Source organism: Nonomuraea sp. NPDC050790 (genome assembly GCF_044456745.1).
Lineage (GTDB): Bacteria > Actinomycetota > Actinomycetes > Streptosporangiales > Streptosporangiaceae > Nonomuraea.
The window spans coordinates 436,970-458,888 of record NZ_JBITGF010000003.1; the positions used below are offsets into that span (position 1 = coordinate 436,970).

Below are 21,919 nucleotides of genomic sequence, written 5' to 3' on the forward strand. Positions count from 1 at the left end.
GGGCCCGGGGGCCCCGCCGTACCGGAGAAGAGGGTCAGACGCGTTCGGTCAGGGGCGTCTCGGCGCGCTGCTGCGGGATGCCGGCCAGGGCGCGCTGGCCCGTGGTGAGCAGGGCGGCGACCGGGCTGGGCTCGCGCAGGCGGTTGATGCGGTCGCGCATGCCCTTGCGCATCCGCGACGCCCTGCGCTTCTGCATGGTCTTCTGGAAGGCCAGCACGTGCTCCTTGGCCGCCTTCTCGGCGCCGGTGAGCTCGTAGCCCATGGCCTCCAGGCGCTCGCCGAGCACCTGCTCGCACAGCGAGATCTCCCAGTCCTCCAGGCGCGTGGCCCAGCTTCCGACGCGGGACTTGGTGACCTCGCCGTGCGTGTTGCTGTGCCACACCTTGTGGACGGGAACCGCGACCTGGGCGGCCTCGCGCGGCGAGAGCATCGCCGGGTCGAAGTCCTCCTCCAGGAAGTGGCAGAGCTTCTTCATCTCGGTGGCCGGGTCGTCGGTGAGGTCCTCGTAGCGCAGCTCGTAGTAGCTGTCCTCGGGCATCGTCTTGCGCAGCTTGGCTCCGGCGTCGATGGCCTCGGCCCAGGTGGAGACGGCGTGGAAGGAGTCCAGCGTGTACCAGGGCATCTCCTTCAGCGACGACACGCAGTCGCGGCCGTCCCTGATGAGGTGGATGAACTGGGCGTCGGGGAACAGGCGCAGCAGCAGGTCGACCTGCTTGACGTAGCTGGGCCGCTTGTCGCCCCAGCGGGCCTTGCCGAACCGGTCGGCGTACATGCGGAAGGCGGTGCCGATGACCGAGCCGAGCGAGCCGGGCCCCTCGGCGGACTCGCGGACGTAGTCGTCCTTGTCGATCTTCAGCTCGCGGAACTTGGTGTTCTTGTCGGTCGCGATCCACTGCGCGAGCGCCTGCCGCGCCGAGGCGACCCGCAGGTCCCCGAACACGCGGCGCCGGTAGTAGGCCGGCACCAGGAAGCGGGTCTCCGGCGGCACCGCGACGCGCGGGTGCGAGTGCAGCATGAGCTGCAGCATCGTGGTCCCTGAACGTGGACACCCGATGACGAATATCGGCCGATCCGACATAGCTTCGTTACCCCCGAAAACTTAGACGAGAACGTGCTCTCGGCTCTCCTGGGAGGAGGACACGACGGCGAAGCGCCGCGCGAAGAGCCACATGCGATACACCAGGAAGATCTCGTTGGCCAGCAGCAGCACGCTGGCGGCTGCCGAGATCGGGATGAGCGCCGCCGCTCCGATGAGGGGCGCGACCACGAACACGGCGGCGTGGAACTCGATTCCGCTGATGAGATGGGAGCGCACCCGCCGGCGCGCCAGATATTTGTTGAGCCTGCGCATGAACGACGGGTTGCGCGCGGGCCGGACGACGACCTCCTCGGAAACCTCGACCGCGGGCGCGGGCTTGGGCGGCATGCCCTCCCTGACCACCTCGCGGACGCGCTTCATCTGCGGCGCGTTCACGTACCGGAACAGGTCCAGCACGGCCACCGCCGCCCCCAGCACGATGAACTCGACGTTGTGCGTGAGCAGGTACTGCCCGATGGCCAGGCCGGCGGCGCAGCACACCACCCGGACCCGGTCCCCCACGTAGTCGAGCCACAGGCCGAACGGCGTCCCCGTGCCCTTGAGCCGGGCGATCTTCCCGTCGACGCAGTCGATCATGAAGCTGAGGTAGAACACGACCGCCCCCGCGGCCAGTTCGTCAACCGCGAAGCAGGCCGCCGACACCAGGCCGAGGACCAGCGAGAAGACCGTGAGCGCGTTGGGTGTGACGCTCGTGCGGTTGGCGACGGTCAGCGCGACCCGGCAGGCGACCGGGTCCACGAAGTACACGGTCCACCAGGAGTCTCTCCGCTTGCGTGTCGCGTAGACGTCATCGAGCGAATAGGTCCTCATGGATTCCAGCATGGCCACTCACGGTTGGGAACCGATTACTCTCTGGAACTACTGGAGGATGTCCATGCCGCTTCTTGACCATCCCGGAAGACTCGGCCGACGACCCGGGCGGCCGCGTGGCCGTCGTCGAGGGGGCAGAACGTCCTGGCGAAGTCGGCGTACAGCCCGGCGTACTTCTCCTTGACCTCGTCGAGGTCGGCCACGGCGGCGATGACCTCGCCGGTCTCGCGCAGCAGCGGGCCCGGCGCCTCGGCCTCGAAGTCGAAGTAGAAGCCGCGCAGCGTGTCGCGGTAGTGCTCCAGGTCGTAGGTGTGGAAGAGCATGGGCCGGCCGGTGACCGCGAAGTCGAACATGGCCGAGGAGTAGTCGGTGACGAGGACGTCGGCCACCAGGAACAGTTCCTGGATGTCGGGGTAGGCCGACACGTCGATCACCCGCTCGCCGGACACCTCGGGCCGCTCGGTGACGTTCGGGTGGACACGCAGCAGGAAGACGTACTCGTCCCCGAGCTCCCTGGCCATCCTGGCGAGGTCGAGCCGGGGCTCGCACCGGTAGCGGCCGTTCGCGTGCTCGTCGTCGCGCCAGGTCGGCGCGTAGAGCACCACCTTCTTCCCGTACGGCAGGCCGAGCCGCCGCCGCACCCCCTCGGCCGCCTCGGGCCGCCGGAGCACGTCGTTGCGCGGGTAGCCCGCCTCGACCACCTCCCCCTCGAACCTGAACGCCCCCCGCAGCACCGGCGTGGCCCACGGGCTGGGCGAGAGCAGGTGCGTCCACTGCCCCACCTCGGTGCGCAGCCGGTCCTTGTAGCCGGTGCGGGGGAACCTGACGGTCTCGATGTCGAAGCCGATGCGCTTGAGCGCGGTCCCGTGCCAGGTCTGCACCACCACCTGCCCCTCCCGGCGGCGGAACCACGGCGGCAGGTGCGTGTTGGTGATCACGTAGCGGCTGCGCGCCAGCGCCTCGTAGTAGGCGGCGCTGCCGGTCCGCACGGGCACCAGCCCCGGCGGCAGCTCCACCTGCCCGTCGCGCACGTTCCACAGCAGGTCCAGCTCGGTGCCGCGGCGCGCGAGCTCCTCGCAGATCGCCCTGGGGCTGTCGGCGAACCGCCTGCCGGTGTAGGAGTCGAAGAAGACCGTGTCCCGCAGCTCGTCGGCGCGCAGGCGCGGGTAGCGCACCTCGCGCAGGCGGCGCTGCCTGCGCTCGCCGCGCTCCTCCTTGGCCAGGTCGGAGCCGACCTTCAGCCCGGCCTCCCCGCCTGCCGCCGCCAGCTCCAGCTCGCGGCCACCCGCCCGCACCGCGCACGCGGGCGCGCGCAGCTCCAGCTTGAGCGGCCGCCCGTCCATGCGCACGCTCAGCGTGTACGCCCCCGCCGGCACCGGCACCGCCCCGCCGAACCTGGGCACGCGCAGCACCGGAAGCTCGGCCCGCAGCCGCCCGCCCGCGATCGTCACCGGGAAGCGCACGTCGGCGCCGTGGCCGGTGTGCCTGGCCACCAGCTCGGCCGGGCCGTCGCCGCCGCGCACGAGGGAGCCGCCGAGGGTCAGCGTGCCGTCGTGGTCCCAGGAGGCCCTGTCGAGGTGGAGCGTCTCCGGCTGCTCGCGCAGGCGGAGATGGCCGGTGGGCGCGCGTTCGACGATCAGGTCGCGGCCGCCGACGGCGTGGCGGGCTCCCGGCGCGGCCAGGCGGATCGGGCCCGCGCCCGGCATCTCGGCCAGCCAGCTCGCGGTCTCGTCGAGCCTCGGGTCGGCCAGGCCGAGGGCGGGCAGCAGGTCGCGTACGTCCACGGCGAACTCGATCGTGCCGCCGCGCACGACGGCCGGGCAGCGCCGTACGACGTCGCCGGGCGTCCTGACGAGCGTGACCTGAGGAGCCTCAGCCGGGATGGGCCCGGCCTCGGCCGAGATGTGCCCGGCCTCAGCCGGGATGGGCCCGGCCTCGGCCGCGGTGGGCCCGGCCGAGGCCGGCAGCCGGCCCTGGAAGATCAGCCCGTTGCCGTCGAGCCGGTACGCGGTGACCTCGGCGGCCACCCTGCCCGCCTGGACGCGCAGCCCGCCGGCCTCCGTCCACGAGAACCAGACGCTGCCCTGAGCGGTCTCGAAGGCTCCGCCGCGGACCGGCTGCGTGCCGGGCGACTCGGCCAGCCTGGCGCTCCTGCGCCGGCCCCGGTGGGCCGCCGTCAGCAGGACGTGCCAGTCGCCGCCACGGCCAGGCAGCGCCGCCGGGTCGACGACCAGGCGGAACCCGCTCCAGTCCTGGGCCAGCGCGGGGAACGTCGTCACGGGCAGCTTGATCCGCTCGCCGGTGGCGTCCTCGACCAGGTGGGCCGAGAGGCGCCTGGCCGGGCCGAGGTGGCGCAGGGTGGCCTGGCCCTCGACGACCAGCAGGCCGTCCCCGGCGGTCACGGCGTCGACCTTGTGGACCAGCTCCAGCTCGCTGTGGTGCAGCCGGGTGGCCGAGGACGGCAGCGGGACCGGCGGGTCGAGGTGGTAGCCGTGCGGGCGCCTGCGCACCCGGGCGGCACCCCTGGCGGCCGACTCCCACTCCAGGAACTCCAGCAGGTCGCCCATCCTGCGGGCGCGCACCAGCTCCCACGTCGCCCTGCGGTCGGCGGGCAGGGCGGACAGGACGCGGGGCCGTACCGAGGAGAGGTAGTCGCCCGCGAGGTCGAGGAAGCGCTCGCGGTAGTCGTCGCCGCCGTGCCGCAGCGAGCCGAGGAAGGCGGGCAGGTCGGCGCGCAGCACGATGCGGTCCCAGCCGTCGATCCTGTCGCCCCAGCCGTTGTCGGCCAGGAACGCGCGCACGCAGCGGGCCGAGCCGACCAGGTCCTCGATCGCCCTGACGCTCGCGTGGTCAGGGGCGGCGCGGTCCTCCGGCTCGCGCCGCAGGTAGACGGGCACCGAGGTCATGTCCACGGAGCCCGCCCTGAAGTGGCCGCGCAGGGCGACGAAGGTGTCGTCGTGCGGGACGCCCTCCGGCATGGTCAGGCCGTGATGGTCCCAGAAGGCGCGCCGCCACATCTTGTTGGTCACCTGCCGGTCCTTGAGCAGGACGTCGTGGCGGGTGACGTGGGTGCGCAGGCGCGGGTTGAGGAAGATCGGCTGGTGCGGTCGCGAGGGGTGGACCGAGCGCGAGGTGAAGCACCGCACGTTCCCCGTCACCAGGTCGGAGCCGGTCGAGTCCAGGGTGGCGGCCATGGTCTCAAGCGCGTGGCGCGGCAGCAGGTCCGCGCCGTCCAGGAAGACGAGATACTCGCCATCGGCCTTCCCGACACCGTGGTTACGGGCCGCCCCGACACCTGTGCCCTCCCGCGCGAACAGCCGGAAGCGGCGGTCCTCCTCAGCGAAGCGGGCGGCCACGGCGGCGGCGTCGCCGTCGCCGTCGCCGTCGCCGTCCACCATGACGACCTCGAAGTCCCGCCACGTCTGGGCCCGCAGCGACTCCAGGCAGGCGGCCAGGTAGGGCGCCACGTCGTGGATCGGGACGACGATGCTCACTCGGGCCAAGATGTACCTCCAGCTCAGACACGTCCCGGAGCCGAAGCGGCCCCGGGACCCCCTCGACGGCCTTCAGCGCCGGCGGCCGAAGACCCGGCTCACCACCCGCGCCGCCGCGCCGCCGTCGTCCAGCTCGCAGAACCGCTCGCGGAAGCTCCGGTACGCCCCCGCGTACCCGGCCGCGACCGCGTCCAGATCGGCCAGCGCCCCGATCAGCGCCTCGGAGTCGCGCACCAGCGGCCCCGGCGCCCCGGCCTCCAGGTCGAAGTAGAACCCGCGGAGCTCGTCCCGGTAACGCTCCAGGTCGTAGGTGAAGAAGACCATGGGCTTGCCGGTGACCGCGAAGTCGAACATGACCGAGGAGTAGTCGGTGACCAGCGCGTCGGCGGCCAGGTAGAGCTCGGTGACGTCGGGGTGGCGGGTCACGTCGACCACGAACCCGTCGCTCTCCGGGATCCCGGCGGTGACGTTGCTGTGGCCGCGCACCAGCAGCATCGTGTCCCCGCCCAGCTCCGCCCTGGCCCGGTCGAGGTCGATGCGCAGGTCGAAGCGGTAGCGGCCGTGCGCGTGCTCGTCGTCACGCCAGGTCGGCGCGTAGAGCACGGCCCGCCTGCCGTCGGGGACGCCGAGGGCCCGCCGTACGGCCCGGCCGCGCTCGTCGGCACCGGGCGCGAGCAGCGCGTCGTTGCGCGGGTAGCCGCACTCGACGACCTCGCCCTCGAAACGGAAGGCCCGGCGCATGATGGGCGTGCTGAAGGCGTTGGGCGAGATGAGCAGGTCCCACTGCCGCACGTCGGCGGCGAAGCGCTCCAGGTAGGCGGCGCCTTCGGCGCTGTGCACGGTGTCCATGTCGAACCCGATGCGCTTGAGCGGCGTGCCGTGCCAGGTCTGCACGTAGACCTGTCCCGGCCGCTTGCGGAACCACGCGGGCAGCGTGCTGTTGGACACGATGTAGCGGGCCGTGGCCAGCGCCTCGACGTGTTCCCTGCTGTCGCGCACGACCGAGCGCGCCCCCACCGGTACGGCGAAGCGCCCCTCCCTGCGCACCCAGACGAGGTCGAGCCCACTCCCGGCCAGCGCCTCGAAGACGGCCCGCGGGCTGTCGGAGCACTGCTTGCCCTCCCAGCTCTCGAACACGACGCACTCGCGCACCGGCTCCCTGCGCAGCGCCGGGTAGACCTCCTGCTCCAGGACGCGGCGGGCGTACCGGCCGCGTTCGTCGTCGGCCAGCGCCTGCCTGACGTTGAGCAGGAGCGCGCCGCTCTCGGTGGCGCGCGGCGCGTACTCCATGTCGTCGTGGACCCGGGCGGCGGGCAGGGGCGCGGCGCCGTCGGTGACGACCGGGCCGCCTGCCGCGTCGAGCAGCTCCCAGGCGCCGGGCAGCAGGCCGGACGGGTCCAGCACGGCGCGGAAGCGGTCGTCGTCCCAGGTGACCTCGAACGCGCGGGCGTCGCCCTCGATCCGCCTGCCCGCGCGCAGCCCGGTGGGGCCGCCGAGGTGGTGTCCGGTGACGACGAGTTCGCCCGCCGCGCTCCAGTGGGCTTCGGCCAGGACGGGGCGGCGGGGGCGGAGCACGAGGTCGGCGGAGCCGTACCAGGTCTGGGTGAGGACCGCCTCCTGGTCGGCGGCGGGGACGCGGACGGGCGGCAGGTCGTCGGCGGCGAGCGGGAGCTGTTCCTCGCCCGCCTCGAAGGACAGGCTCCACCGGCTGTCCTCGCCCTCCCACAGCATGGGGTCGGCGAGCGGGCCGCGCGGCGGGTCGGCGAAGTCGGCGGCGGGGATCGTCACGGTGAAACTCTGGTGCCGCTCGTCCTCGGGGGTGAAGACGGCCGGGCGGCGCACCTCCGCGCCGTCGCGCCTTCTGGTGGCCACCAGGACCGGCGGCTCGGCGCTGGCCAGGCGCCTGATCCAGCCTTCGACGAGGAGCCCGTCCTCGCTGGGGCGGCAGGAGGTGACGACGGCCTTCGGCTTGCGCACCCGGATCTGGAAGCGGCCCGCCTCGGTGAACAGGGGGCGGATCCAGCAGCGCTCGCCCACCGGGCGGGCGGCCGGGCGGCGCTCGGCGACGTCCGGCGACAGGCCGGCCAGGCCCTCCCTGGCCTGCCCGCCCGCGGTGACGGCGACGCGCAGCTCCCAGGTGCCCGGGGCCCAGCGCTCGCCGGTCTTCAGCACGCTCGCGGGCACCTCGGCGGTGAAGCCCGCCCAGTCGAGGCAGACGTGCGACTGGCCGGAGGCGGCGGTGACGTCGGGCCGCCGCTCGCGGGTGAGCTTGAGCGTGACCCGGGCGCCGGAGCGGGTGTCCTGCAACCACGCGCGCAGGCCGTCGCGCTCGGCCATCTCCAGCCGCTCGATGTAGGCGTGGCCACGCAGGCGCAGGGTCTCGCCGTGCCAGGCCGCCGAGTCGACCTTGGCGCGCAGGGACAGGTCGCGCTCGGCGCGCAGGAGCGGCTCGGGCACCCGCCCGGCGGCCTCGGGCAGGTCGTGCAGCAGCCGGCGGCGCAGCAGGCCACGCCGCACGATCGCGGCGGGCTCGTGCGCGCGGCGCTCGGCCTCCAGCGCCCTGAGCAGCGCGTCCAGGTCACCGGCCGCGGCCAGCGAGAACTTCAGCCGGTGGGCGGGCGCCACCTCGGCGAGGACGGCCGGGTCCACCCCGCGCAGGTAGCCGGCGGCCAGGTCCAGCAGCGTGCGGCGGTCCTCGTCGCAGGCCGAGGGCAGCGCCTCGACCACCCGCCGGACGTCGCCGATGAGGACGGTCCGGTCGAAGGCGTTCTTCAGCTCCGGCGCCTCGGCCGCGAAGAAGGCGGCCACGCCGTGCAGCCCGCCGATGCGGCTGCTCAGGTTGACCAGGTCGCCGTCGCGCTGGGTGATGGACGGCGCGCCCGCCCCGTCGCGCTGGCGGTAGTAGTAGACGACGTCCCTGACCACGTCGGCGGTCTCGGCGGCCACGTGGGCGCGCATGGTGACCGGTACGTCCTCGTACAGGCCGGGCGGGAAGGCGAAGCCGCCGGCGTCCCAGAAGGACCGGCGGAAGACCTTGTTCCACGCCGAGCGGTCCCACAGCAGGCGGTTGTCCCTGCGGACGTGGGTACGCGGCCGGTCGGCGTGGAAGAGCCCGCGCGGCAGCCAGGAGCGTCGCACCCCGGCCGTGCCGAACGTGCGCACGTCGCCGGAGGCCAGGTCGGAGCCGGTGCTCTCCAGGGAGCTCACCAGCAGGTCGTAGGTCTGCGGCGGCAGGAGGTCGTCGCTGTCGGCGAAGGCGAGGTAGCGGCCGCCCGCGTGGCCCGCCCCGGTGTTGCGCGCCGGCCCGAGCCCCTGGTTCTCCTGCTGGACCAGGCGGAAGCGGGGGTCTCGGGCGGCGAACTCCTTGGCGATGACGGCGCCGCCGTCGGGCGAGCCGTCGTCGACCATGACGACCTCCAGGTCGGTCAGCGTCTGCCGGGCGAGCGACTCCAGGCAGGGCCGGAGGTAGCGCTCCACGTTGTAGAAGGGGACGACAATACTGATCTTCGGGCAACCCATGGGTCCAGCATCCTGAGGACGTACCGGGCGTGGCGTCGGCATCGCGATCAGCCGGGGTTCCCGTTGCCGAGATTTGGCGTCTCAGCCGAGAATCCGGTCCACCGCCCTGGCTGCGGCCTGGCCGTCGTCCAGGGGGCAGTACTTCTCCAGGAAGGCGGCGCCGTAGCCGACCTCAGCCGCCCTGACCGCCGCGACCAGCTCCGCGGTCGAGGCCGTCACGGGCCCCGGCGTCTGCGTGGCGTAGTCGAGGTAGAGGCCGCGCACGTGGTCGCGGTAGCCCTCCAGGTCGGGGGCGAAGAAGACCATCGGCCTGCCGGTCACCGCGAAGTCGAACAGGGCGGCGGAGTAGTCGGTCACGAACACGTCGGCCAGGCTCAGCAGGTGGGCCATCTCCGGGTAGGCGCTCACGTCGATCGCGAAGCCGGGCTCGCCGAGCGGCCGCATGGCGAGCGCCGCCTTGGAGTGGGCGCGGACCAGCAGCACGTGGTCCTCGCCCAGGCCCTCGCGCAGCTCTGCCAGGTCGACCATGAGGTTCATCCGGTAGAGGTCGCCTCTGCCGATCTCGTCGTCACGCCAGGTGGGCGCGTACAGGACGGTCTTCTTGCCCGGCGGGATGCCGAGCAGCTCCCTCAGCCCCTCGGCGGGCGGGCGGCGCAGCAGGTCGTTGCGGGGCTGGCCGACCTCGGCGATCTCGCCGCGGTAGCCGAAGGCGCGGCGGAAGACCTCGCTGCAGTACGGGCTGGGCGACAGCAGCAGGTCCCACCGGGCGACGTCGTCGGCCAGGCGCCTGGCGTAGTCGACGGCGGCGGGGAAGGCGTGCCGCCTGGCGTCGTACCCGATCGTCTTCAGCGGGGTCCCGTGCCAGGTCTGGACGTAGCGCTGGCCCTCGCGGGCGACGAACCACTCGGGCGCGCAGTCGTTGGAGACGATGAGCGAGGCCCTGGCCAGCGCCTCGACGTGCGCGGCGCTGCCGCTGACCACCGTGCGGGCGCCCGGGGGCGGCTCGAAGCGGCCGTCGGCGCTCACCCAGACGCACTCGCGCGCCGCGTCCCTGCGGCGCAGTTCCTCGAAGATCGCGCGCGGGTTGTCGGAGTACTGGCGGCCCTCCCACGACTCGAAGACGGCCAGGTCGAGGGTGGGCAGGGCGCGCAGGCGCGGGTAGTCCCGCTCCAGCGCGCGCTGCAGCGCCGCCTTGCCCGTGGCCGCGACGGGGCGCACCCGCAGCTCGGCCGTGTCGTCCGGGTCGGACTGCAGGCGCAGGTCGTGCGCGCCCACGGTGATCTCGCCGCCCGCCTCGCGCAGCGCGCTGTTGGTGATGAGGACCGCGGCCCTGCCGTCGTCGGCCACCGCGGTGAGCTGCCAGGTTCCCGCCGCCAGCGGCAGGCGCTGCCCGAAGACCGGCAGCGCGGCCGGGTCGAGCTCCACGGTGAAGCTCTGGCCCTCCCACGTCGCCGGCAGCTCGTGAACGCCTCCGCCGCCCTCGCGCTCCAGCCGGAAGCGGGCGGGCCTGGCCGTCCCCCGGTGGTGGCCGCGCAGCGTGAGCGTGCGCGCCCGCGTCCACTCCGCCGTCAGTACGGCCGGCCGCCGCTCCCTGCTCGTCGCGGTGAGCACGCCGGCCCGGGTGGCGCTCAGCCAGCGCTCCCCGCCGGGGGTGGCGCCGGAGCCGTCGGCCCAGTGCTCGGCGGTGAAGACCTTGAAGCGCTCCTTGCCGCTCTCCAGCCACACCGCGCCGGAGAAGCCCGCGTCGTCCGGGACGAGGACGCTGAAGGCGGTGCCGTCCTTGCCGCGCTGGAAATCGACCGGCAGCCGCGTTCCGCTGTCGGTCGCGGTCAGCTCGCCGGCGCCGACTGCGGTGAAGACGCGGCCCCGCAGTTCGAGCCCGCCCGGCCGTTCCACGCACGACTCGGCCACGACCCGGACGGTCCTGGCGCGCACCACCAGGTTGCCCTTGTTCCTGACGGCCTCGATCTTGGCCGAGCGCGACAGCCAGCGGTTGAGCGACTGCGCGGGCAGCACGCGGGCCGGCAGCGGCAGCGGCATCTCGGCCTGGGCGCGGCCGTTGCGCACCTCCACCCTGACCTCCCAGGTGGTGGCGGGGCCTGACGGCGTCCAGAGCCCGGTCACGTCGAGGTCGGCCTCGAAGCCCGAGTGGTCGTAGCAGGCGGGCTCGGGGCCATGGGCCTCGCTGACGTCCGGCCTGCTCACCCTGCGGACCGGCACCTCCACGCGGCGGCCGTCACCGGGGTGCAGCCACAGTTTGATCGTGGATCTGGCGGCGTCGAGCCCCTCGAAGTACGCGTGCCCGCCGACCCGGAACCCCGCGCCCGCCTCGCTGACCCGGTCGGCCTGGGCGACCAGCGCCACCTCGGCGGGCCGCAGCCGGAACAGCCGCGCCGGCACGCCGCCCTTGGCGCGCAGCGGATGGTCGACGTAGAAGTCGAAGAAGCGCCGCCGGACCGCGAACGCCCGGCCGGTGCGCCGGTCGGCCAGCAGACCGGTCAGCGCGTCCGTCGCGCGGGTGCGTACCAGGTGGTAGGCGAGCCGCTCCAGCCACGGCACGGACTGGGCGACCTTGCCGGGGATCGCGGCCAGCAGCGGCTCCAGCCGGTCGAAGAAGCGCTCGCGGTAGTCGCAGCGGCCGTCGGCGAACTCGAACGCCTTCAGGAACGGGATGAGGTCGCTGCGCAGCACGTGCTCGTCGTAGAGCGGCAGCAGCGCCGGATGGTCGCGGCGCAGGAAGGCGCGCATGGTCTCGATCGTGGAGACCCGGTCCTCCAGGTGGCCGCGTTCACGCCGGCTCTGCGTGATCGAGCGGGTGCCGGAGTCGCGCTGGCGCCAGTGGTAGACCACGGTGCTGAGGACGTCGACGCTCTCGGCCAGTACGTGCGCGGGGATCGCGACCGGCGTGTCCTCGTAGTAGCCGGCCGGGAAGGCCAGCTCGGCGGCGTCCCAGAACGCGCGCCGGTAGACCTTGTTCCAGACGGTCCTGTCGGTCATGAGCACCGGCATCCGGCTGACGTGCGTGCGCTCGACGGTGTTGGCGAACATGTCGGCGTGCATCGGCGAGCGCCACGTGGTCACCGAGTCGAAGCAGCACACGTTGCCGCAGGCCAGGTCGGATCCCGTGCGCTCCAGGCTCTCGATCAGCGTGGCGTACGCCTCCGGCGGCACGTAGTCGTCGCCGTCGGCGAAGGCCAGCAGGCGGCCGGAGGCCAGCGCGATCCCGGCGTTGCGGGCCGGCCCCGGGCCGCTGTGCTGCTGCTGGAGCAGCGTGAAGCGGCGGTCGCGGCCGGCGAAGTCCTTGGCGATCACCGGGCTGAGGTCGCTCGACCCGTCGTCGACGCAGATCACCTCAAGATCCGGGAACTCCTGGGCCGCCAGCGACGCCAGGCAGTGCTCCAGGTAGGGCTCGACGTTGTGGAACGGTACGACGACGCTGAGCGCAGGCGTCACGAATCTTTCCTCCCGATCGACGTGCAACCGCCTGTCAGCATGGCCATTGGCGACACGATCACCGGGTCGCTTGGCAGGGAGCAGGGGAAGACCAGGCGATCTATTGACCTTCTCCGGTGGGTCGGCGCAGCTTCTTGGCGAGCACCGCGACCAGCACGGGCAGCAGCATGATGCCGATCATGATGGGCGCCGCCATGTACCTGAACAGCTGCGCCGGGATGGCCGCCATGACCGCGAGCTGGTGCCCGGCCACGACCGCGGCCAGCACGAGCGCCGCCGGCCGGCGTCCCGCCCAGGCCAGCGCGGCGGCCGCGGCGTAGACCAGGTAGCACCAGGTCGCGCCGCGCCACAGCAGCCACTCGAACTGCTCGGTCAGCGACAGGCCCCTGACGAAGACCGCGGCGTCGTGCAGCGGCTGCGAGAGCGGGCGCGTGGCCAGGATCGGACGGTACGGACTGGCGTCCATCGTCTGGCCCGAGGCGCGCCAGCCGTACAGGTCGGCGGGGACGTTGGGCAGGCCGACGAGCACGCGTTCGCCCGGCTGGGCGGGGAAGGCGACCCAGGCGACCGAGCCGCGGCAGAGCCGGGCGGCGGTGACCACGTCCGGGGCGCGCTTGATCAGCCGCACCCACAGGGAGACGAGCTTCTCGTAGAGCCGGTCGGCGCGGCCGACGTCGAAGCCGGGGCGCAGCGTGGTGTCGGCGTTGAGGCAGTTGGCGTTGGACTTCCAGTGCTCCAGCGGGGCGATCCGGGCCATCAGCGCCAGGTCGCGTTCCTGGAAGGCGGCGGGACGGCGTGCGTAGGTGACCGCGATGTCGGAGTAGGCCGTGGCGTAGCTCAGCCAGGGGCGCACCGGGTCCACGCTCATGGCCGGGTACGCGTAGGCGGTGACCAGGTAGACGGCGGCCAGGGGGACGGCTGCGGCGGTGGCCAGCCGTACCCTGGCGCGGGGCAGCAGGACGACGGCGAGGGCGATCGCGATGGCGGCGAACAGGAAGCCGTTGTTGCGCAGCAGGCACAGCACCAGCACTTCCACGCCCAGCGCGGCGATCAGCGGCCAGGAGCGGCGGCGCGTCACCAGGCGGCCGAGCGTCGCGGTCATGAGCACCAGCACCAGCGCGAACGGCACGTCCTTCCACACCGTCACCACGAACGTGCCGGTGGCGGGCAGCGCGGCCACGGCGAGCGCGGCGGCCAGGCACCACGCCCACGGGACGCCGAAGTCGCGCACCACGCGGGCGAGCACGGCCAGCGTGAGCGCGGCGGCGGCGGCCTGGACGAGCGTGAGCGCGGCCAGGTCGCCGGTCGCGGCCAGCGACAGCCACACCAGCGCGTCGTAGAGCACCGAGTGGTCGGCGCGCCAGTTGCCGGTCGTCACCTGCCAGACGTAGGTGATGGAGTCCCAGCTCATCAGGCCGGGGTAGAAGGCGGCCCACCACAGCAGGTAGACGGCCAGGCAGCCGGTGAAGACGAGGACGGGCAGCCGGTCGGTCCCGGACGGCCGCGCCGTGGTCGCGGTCCGCTCAGACGGGGACGCTTGGATGGTAGTCAGGTCGCTCACTCCGATGGCTCACCGCGGGGAAGACCCAGTAGCGGCAGAGGACGAAATTGACGGCGACCCCCACACCGACCATGACGGTCTTCGCGACCAGGTAGTGCGTGCCGAGCTCGACCAGCCCGAGCACGCCGAGCAGGGTGAGGCCGTAGTTGACGGCGCAGAGGGCGCAGTAGCGCAGGAACTGGCGGCGCACCCGGCCGGGCGCGGCGGCGAAGGACAACGACCGGTTGAGGGTGAAGTTGACGACGAGCGCCAGCAGGAAGGCCAGCAGCGTGGCCGGGGCCAGCCCGAGGGACAGCCTGCCGTGCAGCAGGTAGAGGGCGCCGAGGTCGACGGCGTAGCTGAGCCCGCCGACCAGCAGGAAGCGCAGCAGGCTCCTGAGCGTGCTCATGCTCAGCGGTGCTCGCGACCGGACAGCCGCAGCAGCGCGACCTCCTCCGCCAGCGTCCTCGTACGCTCCTCCAGGCGGCCGAGCTCCGAGCTGAGCTGCACGTTCACTCCCAGCAGCACGAGGCTGCCGAGGAAGAACAGCAGGTTGGCCGGCACCTGCACGCCGAGCAGCGCGGCGGCGCCCGCCAGCACGTCCGGGAACAGGGCGATCACCACGATCACCGCGGCGAGCAGCACCCAGAACGTGGCGTACTTCTCGCGCAGCTTCCTGCGGCGCAGCATCTCGAAGACGATCGAGACCGTGACGAGGGCGCCGACCAGGCCCAGCATGTAGACGCTCATACTCCGGCTCTCTCGGGAAGCTCGGCGGCGCGCACCGGCTCCCAGCGCCTGATCAGCGCCAGGCCCAGTGCCACGCCGGCCCTGACCAGGTAGACGAGCGCGCGCAGCGTGGACTGGCTGGCGGTGCCGTACTCGCGGGGCCGCATCTTGACTGGGATCTGCCTGACCACGCACCCGCTGCGCACCGCGATGACCAGCGACTCCACGGTGTCGCCCAGGTACTCCACCGGGTAGTGCACGGCGAAGATCGCCATCGCCTTCCGGTTGGCGGCCCTGAAGCCGCTGGTCACGTCGGTCAGCCTGGTCCTGGCCAGGCCGGAGACGACCATCGCCAGCAGCCGCATGGCCAGCCGCCTGCCGAACTTCGCGCTCGTGTACGTGCCCGCCCCCGCGAAGCGCGATCCGATCACGATGTCCGCCGACTCCACGGCGGCGACCAGCTTGCCGATGTAGCGCGTGTCGTGCTGGCCGTCGGCGTCGACCTGGAGTGCCACGTCGTAGCCGCCCTCCAGCGCGTAGCGGTAGCCCGCGCGCATGGCGCCGCCGACACCGAGGTTGTAGGGAAGCCTGAGCACGGCCACACCCGCCGCCTCCGCCAGCGCCGCGGTGGAGTCCGCGGACCCGTCGTCCACGACCAGGATGTCGGCGTAGCCGCAGGCGCGCTCCAGCTCGCCGATGACCAGCCGGATCGACTGCTCCTCGTTGTACGCAGGAATGATGATCAGTACCCGCATCGCTTCCCCTCCCTGTCAGGAAGCATGGGCGTACAGGGCCGCACACGCTGCGCCTCGGCACGGTCCTGGTTCACTCCTTGCCGAGACTTGACGTTCGGGCAGCCTGATCGCGACGACGATCCCGCCGGGCAGGTCCCGCACGATCGCGAAGTGCCGGGGCGCGAACTGGGCCGGGGAGAACTGCGCCGTGCTGCCGTCGGCCAGCACCGGCCGCCACGTCCAGGCGCCCTTGCGGGCCCAGAGCACGAAGACGTCGATCCCGCCGAACCGGCTCGCCCGCGTGGCCTCGGCGAAGCGGTCCGGGTCGGAGATGGCGGCCAGCCGCCTGAGCTCGGCGTATCGGTCGTCCCAGCGCACGACGCTGAGCGCGGCGGTCCTGACCACGGGCAGGTAGCCGGGCCAGGGCAGGTAGGCGTAGAGGCGCTCGTCGACGGCCAGCGTGCGCGGGCGCGCGTGCGGGCCGTAGTGCTCGCGGACGGCGCGGCGGATCTCGGCGACGGGGAAGGCCGAGGGCGGCGTCGCGCCCATCTCGCGCAGTTCCTGCTGCCCGGCCGCGCCGCTGACGGGCATCCTGCCGTCGGGCAGCGGCTCGGCGTGCGCCCTTGCGGCGTGTACGCCCTGCGCGTGCGAGGCGGCGGCCGAGCCCACCGGCACCGGGGACCAGGACCGCCACAGGTAGCTGCCCGACCAGACGACGCAGACGGCCAGCGCCACCTGCGCCCACGGCTTGACCGGCAGCTTCGGCACGAGCCAGGTCAGTGAGAGCACGCCGGAGGCCAGCAGCAGGCCGTGCAGCAGGTGCATGGAGTGGTGGGCCATCCCGGTGTGCCCGGTCAGGACGAAGCCGACGGCGTAGGCGCCCTGGTAGGCGTACGTGCCCGCGATGAGCAGCGCCATCGGCAGGCCCCACCACGTCCTGTTGCGCAGCACGACGGCCCCGACCAGGCCCGCGGCCTCGATCGCGCCCAGGAAGGACGGCTCCATGAACGGGAAGGAGGAGGCGGCGACGGCCGGCGTGGCGTAGAGGTCGGCGACGTTCTGGCCGCCCGTCGTCGCCAGCGTGACCAGGTACGGCGCCACGTACCAGGCCGAGACGGCCAGGCCGACGGCCACGACCCTGGTGAAGTACCACAGCAGGCCCCACCGGTCGGCGCTCTGGGTGAAGGCGTAGACGACTAGGGCCACGAGGCCGGCGATGCCGTACAGGAAGAAGCCGAGGTAGAGCTGGACGATGAGGCCGAGCAGCAGTCCCGAGCCGAGCCAGTGCATGCGCCCGCCTGGGCGGGCGGCGAGCGTGCCGAGCGCCCACGGGATGAAGACCGCGAGCGCGAAGACCTCGTACGCCTTCCAGGGGTAGGAGAACGCGACCAGGCTGAAGACCGCCAGGGCCAGCGCGACCGGGGCGGTGGTGGTCCTGCGCCACAGAGCGTAGGCGGCGACGACGGCGGCGGAGGTCCAGACGATCTCCGCCTCGGCCAGCAGTTGCCAGGCGGGGATGCCGGTGAGCGCGGCGGCGCGGCCGATCAGCCAGGGGTAGAGCGGCGGGTACTCGGCGGCGACGCCCTCCACGATGCCGTCGCTGCTGGCCGCGACCACGCTGAACCTGGTGGCCATCGAGGCCATCCTGGCCATGTCGCCGGACAGCCCGTCGAAGCCGAACGGCGTGCCGTGCAGGGCCGCCCGCATGGCCAGCGCGGTCCACGCGGCGAACGCGGCGGCGGCCACGTCGTAGACGGCCGGGCGCCGCCACATCAGCGCCACCGCCAGCAGGGGTACGGCCAGCAGAAAGCCGACGGCCAGCGGGAACAGGGTGCCGCGCAGCGTGAACGGGTCGGCGCCGGCCAGGCCGGGGACAAGGAGGGCCGGCGGCAGGAGCACCGTGTACACGCCGAAGGCCACCAGCGCCGCCCGCCCCGCCCTGACCGCGGGCTCCGCTTCGGTCGCGACCGGCGTGAGGCGAGGTGTGAGCAGGCGCACGCCCTCGACCCTCTCGCCGATCGGCGCCGGTGCGCGGCGGATTGACCTCCCGACATCCCAATGGTGGGGCAATCAATTCCCCGGGAGGTGGTGGCGGCGCACGATAAGGAAGCCGAATATCGGGGATATGCCAGACTTGCGGGGTTCGCGAAGGGGAGGTGGTGCCCGGTGGTCGGGCGTGGAGTGGCGGTGCTGGCGGTACTCGTGGCGGGAACAGTCGTTCCCTCCCTTCCCGCTCAGGCGGCGAAGGTCGACTGCGCGAAGGCCAAGTGCCTGGCCCTGACGTTCGACGACGGACCGGGCACGACGACCTCCGAGCTGCTCAAGGTGCTCAAGAAGGCGAAGGTCAAGGCCACGTTCTTCGTCACGGGCAAGCAGGTGGAGCGGCGGCCGGCCGTACTGAGGAAGACCGTGGCGGACGGGCACGCGGTCGGCAACCACACCTACGGGCACCCGTCGCTGCCCTCGCTCATGGACGAGCAGGTCACGACCGAGCTGCGGCTCACGCAGGAGATCGTCGAGCGGGTGGCGGGGATCACGCCGAAGATGTTCCGCCCGCCGTACGGGCACACCGACGAGCGCGTGCTCGACCTGGCCGCGCAGGAGGGCCTGGCACAGGTCATGTGGACCGGCACCACCCTCGACTGGCAGTCGCGCGACGTCAGGAAGATCAAGGCGGCGGTGCTGCGGCTGGCCAGGCGGGACGGGGTCATCCTGATGCACGAGACCGTTCCGCAGACCGTGCGGGCGATGCCGGAGATCATCAAGGAGCTCAAGAAGCGCGGCTACACGCTCGTCACCGTGCCCCAGCTCGCGGGCGGCAAGAAGCTGGAACCCGGAATGGTTTATCCGTAGGAGATGGGTAGGGTTTGCACCCAGGTGCACCCTCCCCGTTCCAAGGACTCATGCGCGTTCTCCGTTCCACGTTCCTGCCCATCCAGATCGTGCTGCTCTGCTGGTGGGCGGCCTTCCACCCCGGCCTGTTCAGCCGGGACTCGGTCCTCTACCTGAGCCACACCATGGCCGGACCGTGGATCAGCGACCACTCGGTCCTCTACGACTCCGTGCTGTGGCTGAGCATGCGCCTGACCGGCGACCTCGGCGCGGTGACGCTGCTGCAGACGACCGCGACCGCCCTGACGCTGACGTTCCTGGCGCGGTCGCTGATCGCGCTCGGGGCGCCGCCGCGCTGGACCAACGCGATGGCGATCCTGCTGGCGTTCCTGCCGCCGCTGGGCGCGTTCTCCGTCGCGCTGTGGAAGGACGTGCCCTTCACGATCTGCGCCGTCGCGATCGCCGGCGTCTGCGCGCGCATCGCCGCCGACCGCGACCTCACCAACGGCCGCCTGGCCGCGCTGGCCGCCCTCTTCACGCTGCTGGGGCTCTTCCGCGCCAACGGGTTCCTGGTCGTCGCCGTCACCGTCGCCGCGCTGCTGCTCGTCGTCCCCCTCATGAGGGTACGGCTGGCGCTGCTCGGCACCGCCGCGGCCGCGCTCCCCCTGCTGCTCAGCAACCTGTTCTTCCCGCTGGTCGGGATCTCGGCGCCGAGCAAGACCTACGTCTACCACACCGCCTTCGGCGACATCGCGGTCGCCTACCACGAGCGTCCCGAGCTGTTCGACAACCGCGACCGGGCCATGCTCGCCACGGTCGCGCCGCTCCGGCGCTGGGACCGGGGCGGCACCTGCCACACCATCAACCCGCTGATCTGGCGCGGCGACTTCAGCTGGCCGCAGGCCGACGCCCACGCCACGGAACTGCTCGACCTGTGGAAACGGCTGCTGATCGAGGAACCGGCCCTGGTCATCGACGCCCGGCTGTGCAGGGGCGCGATCGCCTGGCAGCTCTGGGCCGACGACGAGGACACCGGCGGCGACACCTACCGCTTCTCCCGCCGCCCCAACGCCGACTCCTACATCGGCGCGGACCAGGTGCCCGACTACCGGGGCAGGGAGGTCTTCACCCTGCGCCCGCTCAACTCCGGCCTCAACACGGTGGCCGGCGCCTGGCTGGACGTGACGCTCGACAAGTCCGTCGACTGGATGTTGTGGCGCGGCGCCCTGTGGTCCTACCTGTCCTATCTCGCGGTGGCGCTGGCCGCCTGGTCACTGCGCAACCGCTACGCGCTGGGCGTCGCCGCCGTGGTCCTCGGCCAGCAACTGGCGATCCTGGCCAACATCTCCGCCCAGGACTTCCGCTACATGGCCACGCCCATCTTCGTCGGCGTCATGCTGCTGCCGCTGCTGGTCTCCTCCTTCAGGCGCCGGTCGTAGTTCTCGCGCGCCCGCGCCACGCAGGCGCTGTGCTTGCGCGACCAGTTGGTCACCGTCAGCAGCGCCTCGTACAGCTCAAGGGCCATCGGCGTGGTCTGGTACTCCACCTTCGGCGGCACCGTCGGATACACCGTCCGCTCCAGCATGCCGTCGCGCTCCAGGTTGCGCAGGGTCAGCGTCAGCATGCGGCGGCTGACGCCCTCGACCGTCCGCTCCAGCTCCGTGAACCTGACCGGTCCCCGTGAGGCCACCACGATGATCTGGATCGCCCACTTGCCGGCGATCCGGTCGAGGATCTCGCGCGGCGGGATCGGGCACTCGCCCATCTCGATGAGCGCCTGAGCGTCCTCCAGCGTCGTGAGCTGGCCTGGTACAGCGGTGTTCCCCTGGGACATGAAAGTGCCTTCTTCCGTGAGACCTTGATGGTCACACACGATGTCCACTGTTACAAGTCGTTCCCCTAAGGAAGCATCGTGAAGAACAAGTGGACAGCCCTCGCCCTCCTCACCACCACCCAGTTCGTCCTCATCCTTGACTCCACCATCGTCGGCATCGCGCTGCCGCTGCTCGGCCAGGACCTCGGCATGGGCCAGTCGGAGCTGTCGTGGGTGCACACCGCCTACTCCCTGGTGTTCGGCGGCCTGCTGCTGCTCGGCGGGCGTCTTTCCGACTACTTCGGGCGGCGGCGGGTGTTCGTCGCCGGGATGCTGCTCTTCGCCCTCGCCTCGCTGCTCGGCGGGCTCGCCACCACCGGGGCGCTGGTCGTGGCGATGCGGGCCGTACAGGGGATGGCCGGAGCCCTCGTCGCGCCCGCCGCGCTGTCGCTGGTGATGACCATCTTCAACGGCGACCCCGACCGCGACCGGGCCATGGGCCTGTGGGGCGCGGTGGGCGGCGTCGGGGCCTCGACCGGCGTCGTGCTCGGCGGAGTGCTCACCGACTGGCTCGGCTGGCGCTCGGTCTTCTACGTCAACGTGCCCGTCGGCGTCGTCGTCTCCGTCCTGGCCCTGAGCCTGCTCCCGCACGTGCCGCCGTCCGGCGCCCGCGGCTTCGACCTGGCCGGCGCCCTTACCTCGACCGCCGGGCTCGGCCTGCTCATGTACGCCGTCGTGGAGTCGTCCCCGCTCCTCGGCCTCCTGGCGGTCGTCCTGCTGGCGCTCTTCCTGCTCATCGAGTCCCGCTCCGCCAACCCGCTCATGCCGCTGTCGATCTTCCGCAAGCCGCTGCTGCGCGCGGGCAACACCATCATGTTCCTGGTCGCCGCCTCCGCCCAGCCGCTGTTCGTCATCCTCACCCTCTACACCCAGTACGTCCTCGGCTACTCCGCCACGCAGGCGGGCCTTTCCGTCGTGGCCATCTCCGTCGCGATCGCCCTGACCGCCTCCACGCTCGGCGGCCGGTTCGTCAGCCGGTACGGCCTGCGCGCCACGGCCGTCACCGGCATGAGTCTGGTCACCGCGGGGGCCGTCGCCTACCTGCGCATCACCCCGGCCAGCACCTTCCTCGGCACGCTCCTCGTCCCGGAACTGCTCACCGGCATCGGCTTCGGGCTGCTCGTGGTGGCCGTCACCATCGCCGCGACGGCCGAGGCGACGCCGGAGGAGGCGGGGCTGGCGTCCGGGCTGTTCAACGTGACGCCGCAGGTGGGCATCTCGATCGGCGTGGCCGCCCTGGTCTCCCTCGCCACGTCCGTCAGCGGTCCCGCCCCCACGCCGGAGGCGCTGACGCTCGGCTACCAGGCGGCGGTGACGGCTTCGGCGGTGATCGCGGCGGCGGGGCTGGTCGCGGCGATCGTGATGCTGCCCGCCGGGAAGCGGCGGGCCGCCGTCATGGCCGCTTCGGAAGGACGAGCTTGAGCAGCAGGTCGACGAGCTGCTCCCGCTCGGCCGCGGTCAGCGGGGACATGAGCTCGTCCTGCATGGCGGCCAGGGCCTCGTCCAGCCGGACGAACCGCTCCCGCCCCGCCTCCGTCAGCGAGATGACGTTGCGGCGGCGGTCCTCCGGATCGGGCGTCCTCGCCACCAGGCCGCGCTCGGCCAGTTCGTTGATGACGGTGACGAGGTCGCTGCGGTAGATCCCGGTCCGGTCGCTCAGCTCGGCCTGGCTGGCAGGGCCGGACTCGTGCAGGGCGACCAGGGCGCTGTAGTGCCACTTGCGGGCGTCCAGCTCGGCCAGCCCCGAGCTCACCACCCGGTCGGCTTGGGCGGCGGCGAGAGCCAGCAGCCTGCTGGGCACCCTTCTGAGGCGGGCCGGAGTCTTCTCCATGGGGC

The 21,919-nt window shown here is 72.5% G+C and carries 15 protein-coding genes; 3 read left to right on the plus strand and 12 right to left on the minus strand.

Going from position 1 to position 21,919, the window contains the following annotated elements; genetic code table 11:
* Window positions 1-34: 34 nt before the first annotated feature.
* From ACIBEJ_RS16885 to ACIBEJ_RS16930, 10 genes are all read right to left on the minus strand, one after another.
* Window positions 35-1,078: a sulfotransferase family protein gene (locus tag ACIBEJ_RS16885; RefSeq protein WP_397183645.1), complete on the minus strand. Its 1,044-nt coding sequence runs from the start codon at window positions 1,076-1,078 to the stop codon at window positions 35-37.
* 21 nt (window positions 1,079-1,099) lie between these two features.
* Window positions 1,100-1,909 (minus strand): CDP-alcohol phosphatidyltransferase family protein, encoded by an 810-nt coding sequence (locus ACIBEJ_RS16890; RefSeq protein ID WP_397183646.1) that lies wholly within the window; start codon window positions 1,907-1,909, stop codon window positions 1,100-1,102.
* A gap of 35 nt (window positions 1,910-1,944) precedes the next feature.
* Window positions 1,945-5,403, minus strand: a complete 3,459-nt coding sequence (locus tag ACIBEJ_RS16895; protein ID WP_397183647.1) for a CDP-glycerol glycerophosphotransferase family protein — start codon at window positions 5,401-5,403, stop codon at window positions 1,945-1,947.
* 72 nt (window positions 5,404-5,475) lie between these two features.
* Window positions 5,476-8,922, minus strand: a complete 3,447-nt coding sequence (locus tag ACIBEJ_RS16900) for a CDP-glycerol glycerophosphotransferase family protein (protein ID WP_397183648.1) — start codon at window positions 8,920-8,922, stop codon at window positions 5,476-5,478.
* Window positions 8,923-9,003: 81 nt separating this feature from the next.
* Window positions 9,004-12,375: a CDP-glycerol glycerophosphotransferase family protein gene (locus ACIBEJ_RS16905; RefSeq protein ID WP_397183649.1), complete on the minus strand. Its 3,372-nt coding sequence runs from the start codon at window positions 12,373-12,375 to the stop codon at window positions 9,004-9,006.
* Window positions 12,376-12,475: 100 nt separating this feature from the next.
* The gene (locus ACIBEJ_RS16910) at window positions 12,476-13,936 is read right to left on the minus strand and encodes a hypothetical protein (protein WP_397183650.1); all 1,461 of its coding nucleotides are present in this window, start codon (window positions 13,934-13,936) and stop codon (window positions 12,476-12,478) included.
* Window positions 13,899-14,324 carry a GtrA family protein gene (locus tag ACIBEJ_RS16915; RefSeq protein ID WP_397183651.1) on the minus strand — a complete coding sequence of 142 codons (426 nt, stop codon included), beginning with the start codon at window positions 14,322-14,324 and terminating at the stop codon, window positions 13,899-13,901. The genes ACIBEJ_RS16910 and ACIBEJ_RS16915 overlap by 38 nt, the downstream gene beginning before the upstream one ends.
* Window positions 14,325-14,326: 2 nt before the next feature.
* A complete protein-coding gene (locus tag ACIBEJ_RS16920; protein ID WP_397183652.1) occupies window positions 14,327-14,665 on the minus strand; it encodes a DUF2304 domain-containing protein in 339 nt (112 codons plus the stop codon).
* Entirely contained in the window at window positions 14,662-15,399 is a 738-nt protein-coding gene (locus ACIBEJ_RS16925; RefSeq protein ID WP_397183653.1) for a glycosyltransferase family 2 protein, read from the minus strand. Before ACIBEJ_RS16925 ends, ACIBEJ_RS16920 begins: the two co-directional genes overlap by 4 nt.
* 15 nt (window positions 15,400-15,414) lie before the next feature.
* Window positions 15,415-17,376, minus strand: a complete 1,962-nt coding sequence (locus tag ACIBEJ_RS16930) for an arabinofuranosyltransferase (protein ID WP_397183654.1) — start codon at window positions 17,374-17,376, stop codon at window positions 15,415-15,417.
* Window positions 17,377-17,544: 168 nt separating this feature from the next.
* On the opposite strand from ACIBEJ_RS16930, the gene ACIBEJ_RS16935 reads away from it, so the two are divergent.
* Window positions 17,545-18,231, plus strand: a complete 687-nt coding sequence (locus tag ACIBEJ_RS16935; RefSeq protein WP_397183655.1) for a polysaccharide deacetylase family protein — start codon at window positions 17,545-17,547, stop codon at window positions 18,229-18,231.
* 50 nt (window positions 18,232-18,281) lie between these two features.
* On the plus strand, window positions 18,282-19,649 hold the full coding sequence (locus ACIBEJ_RS16940; protein ID WP_397183656.1) for a hypothetical protein: 1,368 nt from the start codon (window positions 18,282-18,284) through the stop codon (window positions 19,647-19,649).
* Here the strand turns inward: ACIBEJ_RS16940 and ACIBEJ_RS16945 are convergent.
* On the minus strand, window positions 19,574-20,044 hold the full coding sequence (locus ACIBEJ_RS16945; protein ID WP_397183657.1) for a winged helix-turn-helix transcriptional regulator: 471 nt from the start codon (window positions 20,042-20,044) through the stop codon (window positions 19,574-19,576). The two genes, ACIBEJ_RS16940 and ACIBEJ_RS16945, sit on opposite strands and share 76 nt — an antisense overlap.
* 78 nt (window positions 20,045-20,122) lie before the next feature.
* Between ACIBEJ_RS16945 and ACIBEJ_RS16950 the strand changes: the two genes are divergently transcribed.
* Window positions 20,123-21,505, plus strand: a complete 1,383-nt coding sequence (locus ACIBEJ_RS16950) for an MFS transporter (protein WP_397183658.1) — start codon at window positions 20,123-20,125, stop codon at window positions 21,503-21,505.
* On the opposite strand, the gene ACIBEJ_RS16955 is transcribed toward ACIBEJ_RS16950, so the two are convergent.
* Window positions 21,477-21,914, minus strand: coding sequence for a MarR family winged helix-turn-helix transcriptional regulator (locus tag ACIBEJ_RS16955; protein WP_397183659.1), 438 nt, complete (start codon window positions 21,912-21,914; stop codon window positions 21,477-21,479). The two genes, ACIBEJ_RS16950 and ACIBEJ_RS16955, sit on opposite strands and share 29 nt — an antisense overlap.
* Window positions 21,915-21,919: the final 5 nt, after the last annotated feature.

Excerpts from the sequence above, each read along its gene's own strand:
- ACIBEJ_RS16885 (WP_397183645.1), bottom strand. The coding sequence starts at position 1,078 with ATGTCGGATCGGCCGATATTCGTCATCGGGTGTCCACGTTCAGGGACC.
- ACIBEJ_RS16890 (WP_397183646.1), bottom strand. The coding sequence starts at position 1,909 with ATGAGGACCTATTCGCTCGATGACGTCTACGCGACACGCAAGCGGAGA.
- ACIBEJ_RS16900 (WP_397183648.1), bottom strand. The coding sequence starts at position 8,922 with ATGGGTTGCCCGAAGATCAGTATTGTCGTCCCCTTCTACAACGTGGAG.
- ACIBEJ_RS16915 (WP_397183651.1), bottom strand. The coding sequence starts at position 14,324 with ATGAGCACGCTCAGGAGCCTGCTGCGCTTCCTGCTGGTCGGCGGGCTC.
- ACIBEJ_RS16920 (WP_397183652.1), bottom strand. The coding sequence starts at position 14,665 with ATGAGCGTCTACATGCTGGGCCTGGTCGGCGCCCTCGTCACGGTCTCG.
- ACIBEJ_RS16925 (WP_397183653.1), bottom strand. The coding sequence starts at position 15,399 with ATGCGGGTACTGATCATCATTCCTGCGTACAACGAGGAGCAGTCGATC.
- ACIBEJ_RS16940 (WP_397183656.1), top strand. The coding sequence starts at position 18,282 with ATGCGCGTTCTCCGTTCCACGTTCCTGCCCATCCAGATCGTGCTGCTC.
- ACIBEJ_RS16945 (WP_397183657.1), bottom strand. The coding sequence starts at position 20,044 with ATGTCCCAGGGGAACACCGCTGTACCAGGCCAGCTCACGACGCTGGAG.
- ACIBEJ_RS16955 (WP_397183659.1), bottom strand. The coding sequence starts at position 21,914 with ATGGAGAAGACTCCGGCCCGCCTCAGAAGGGTGCCCAGCAGGCTGCTG.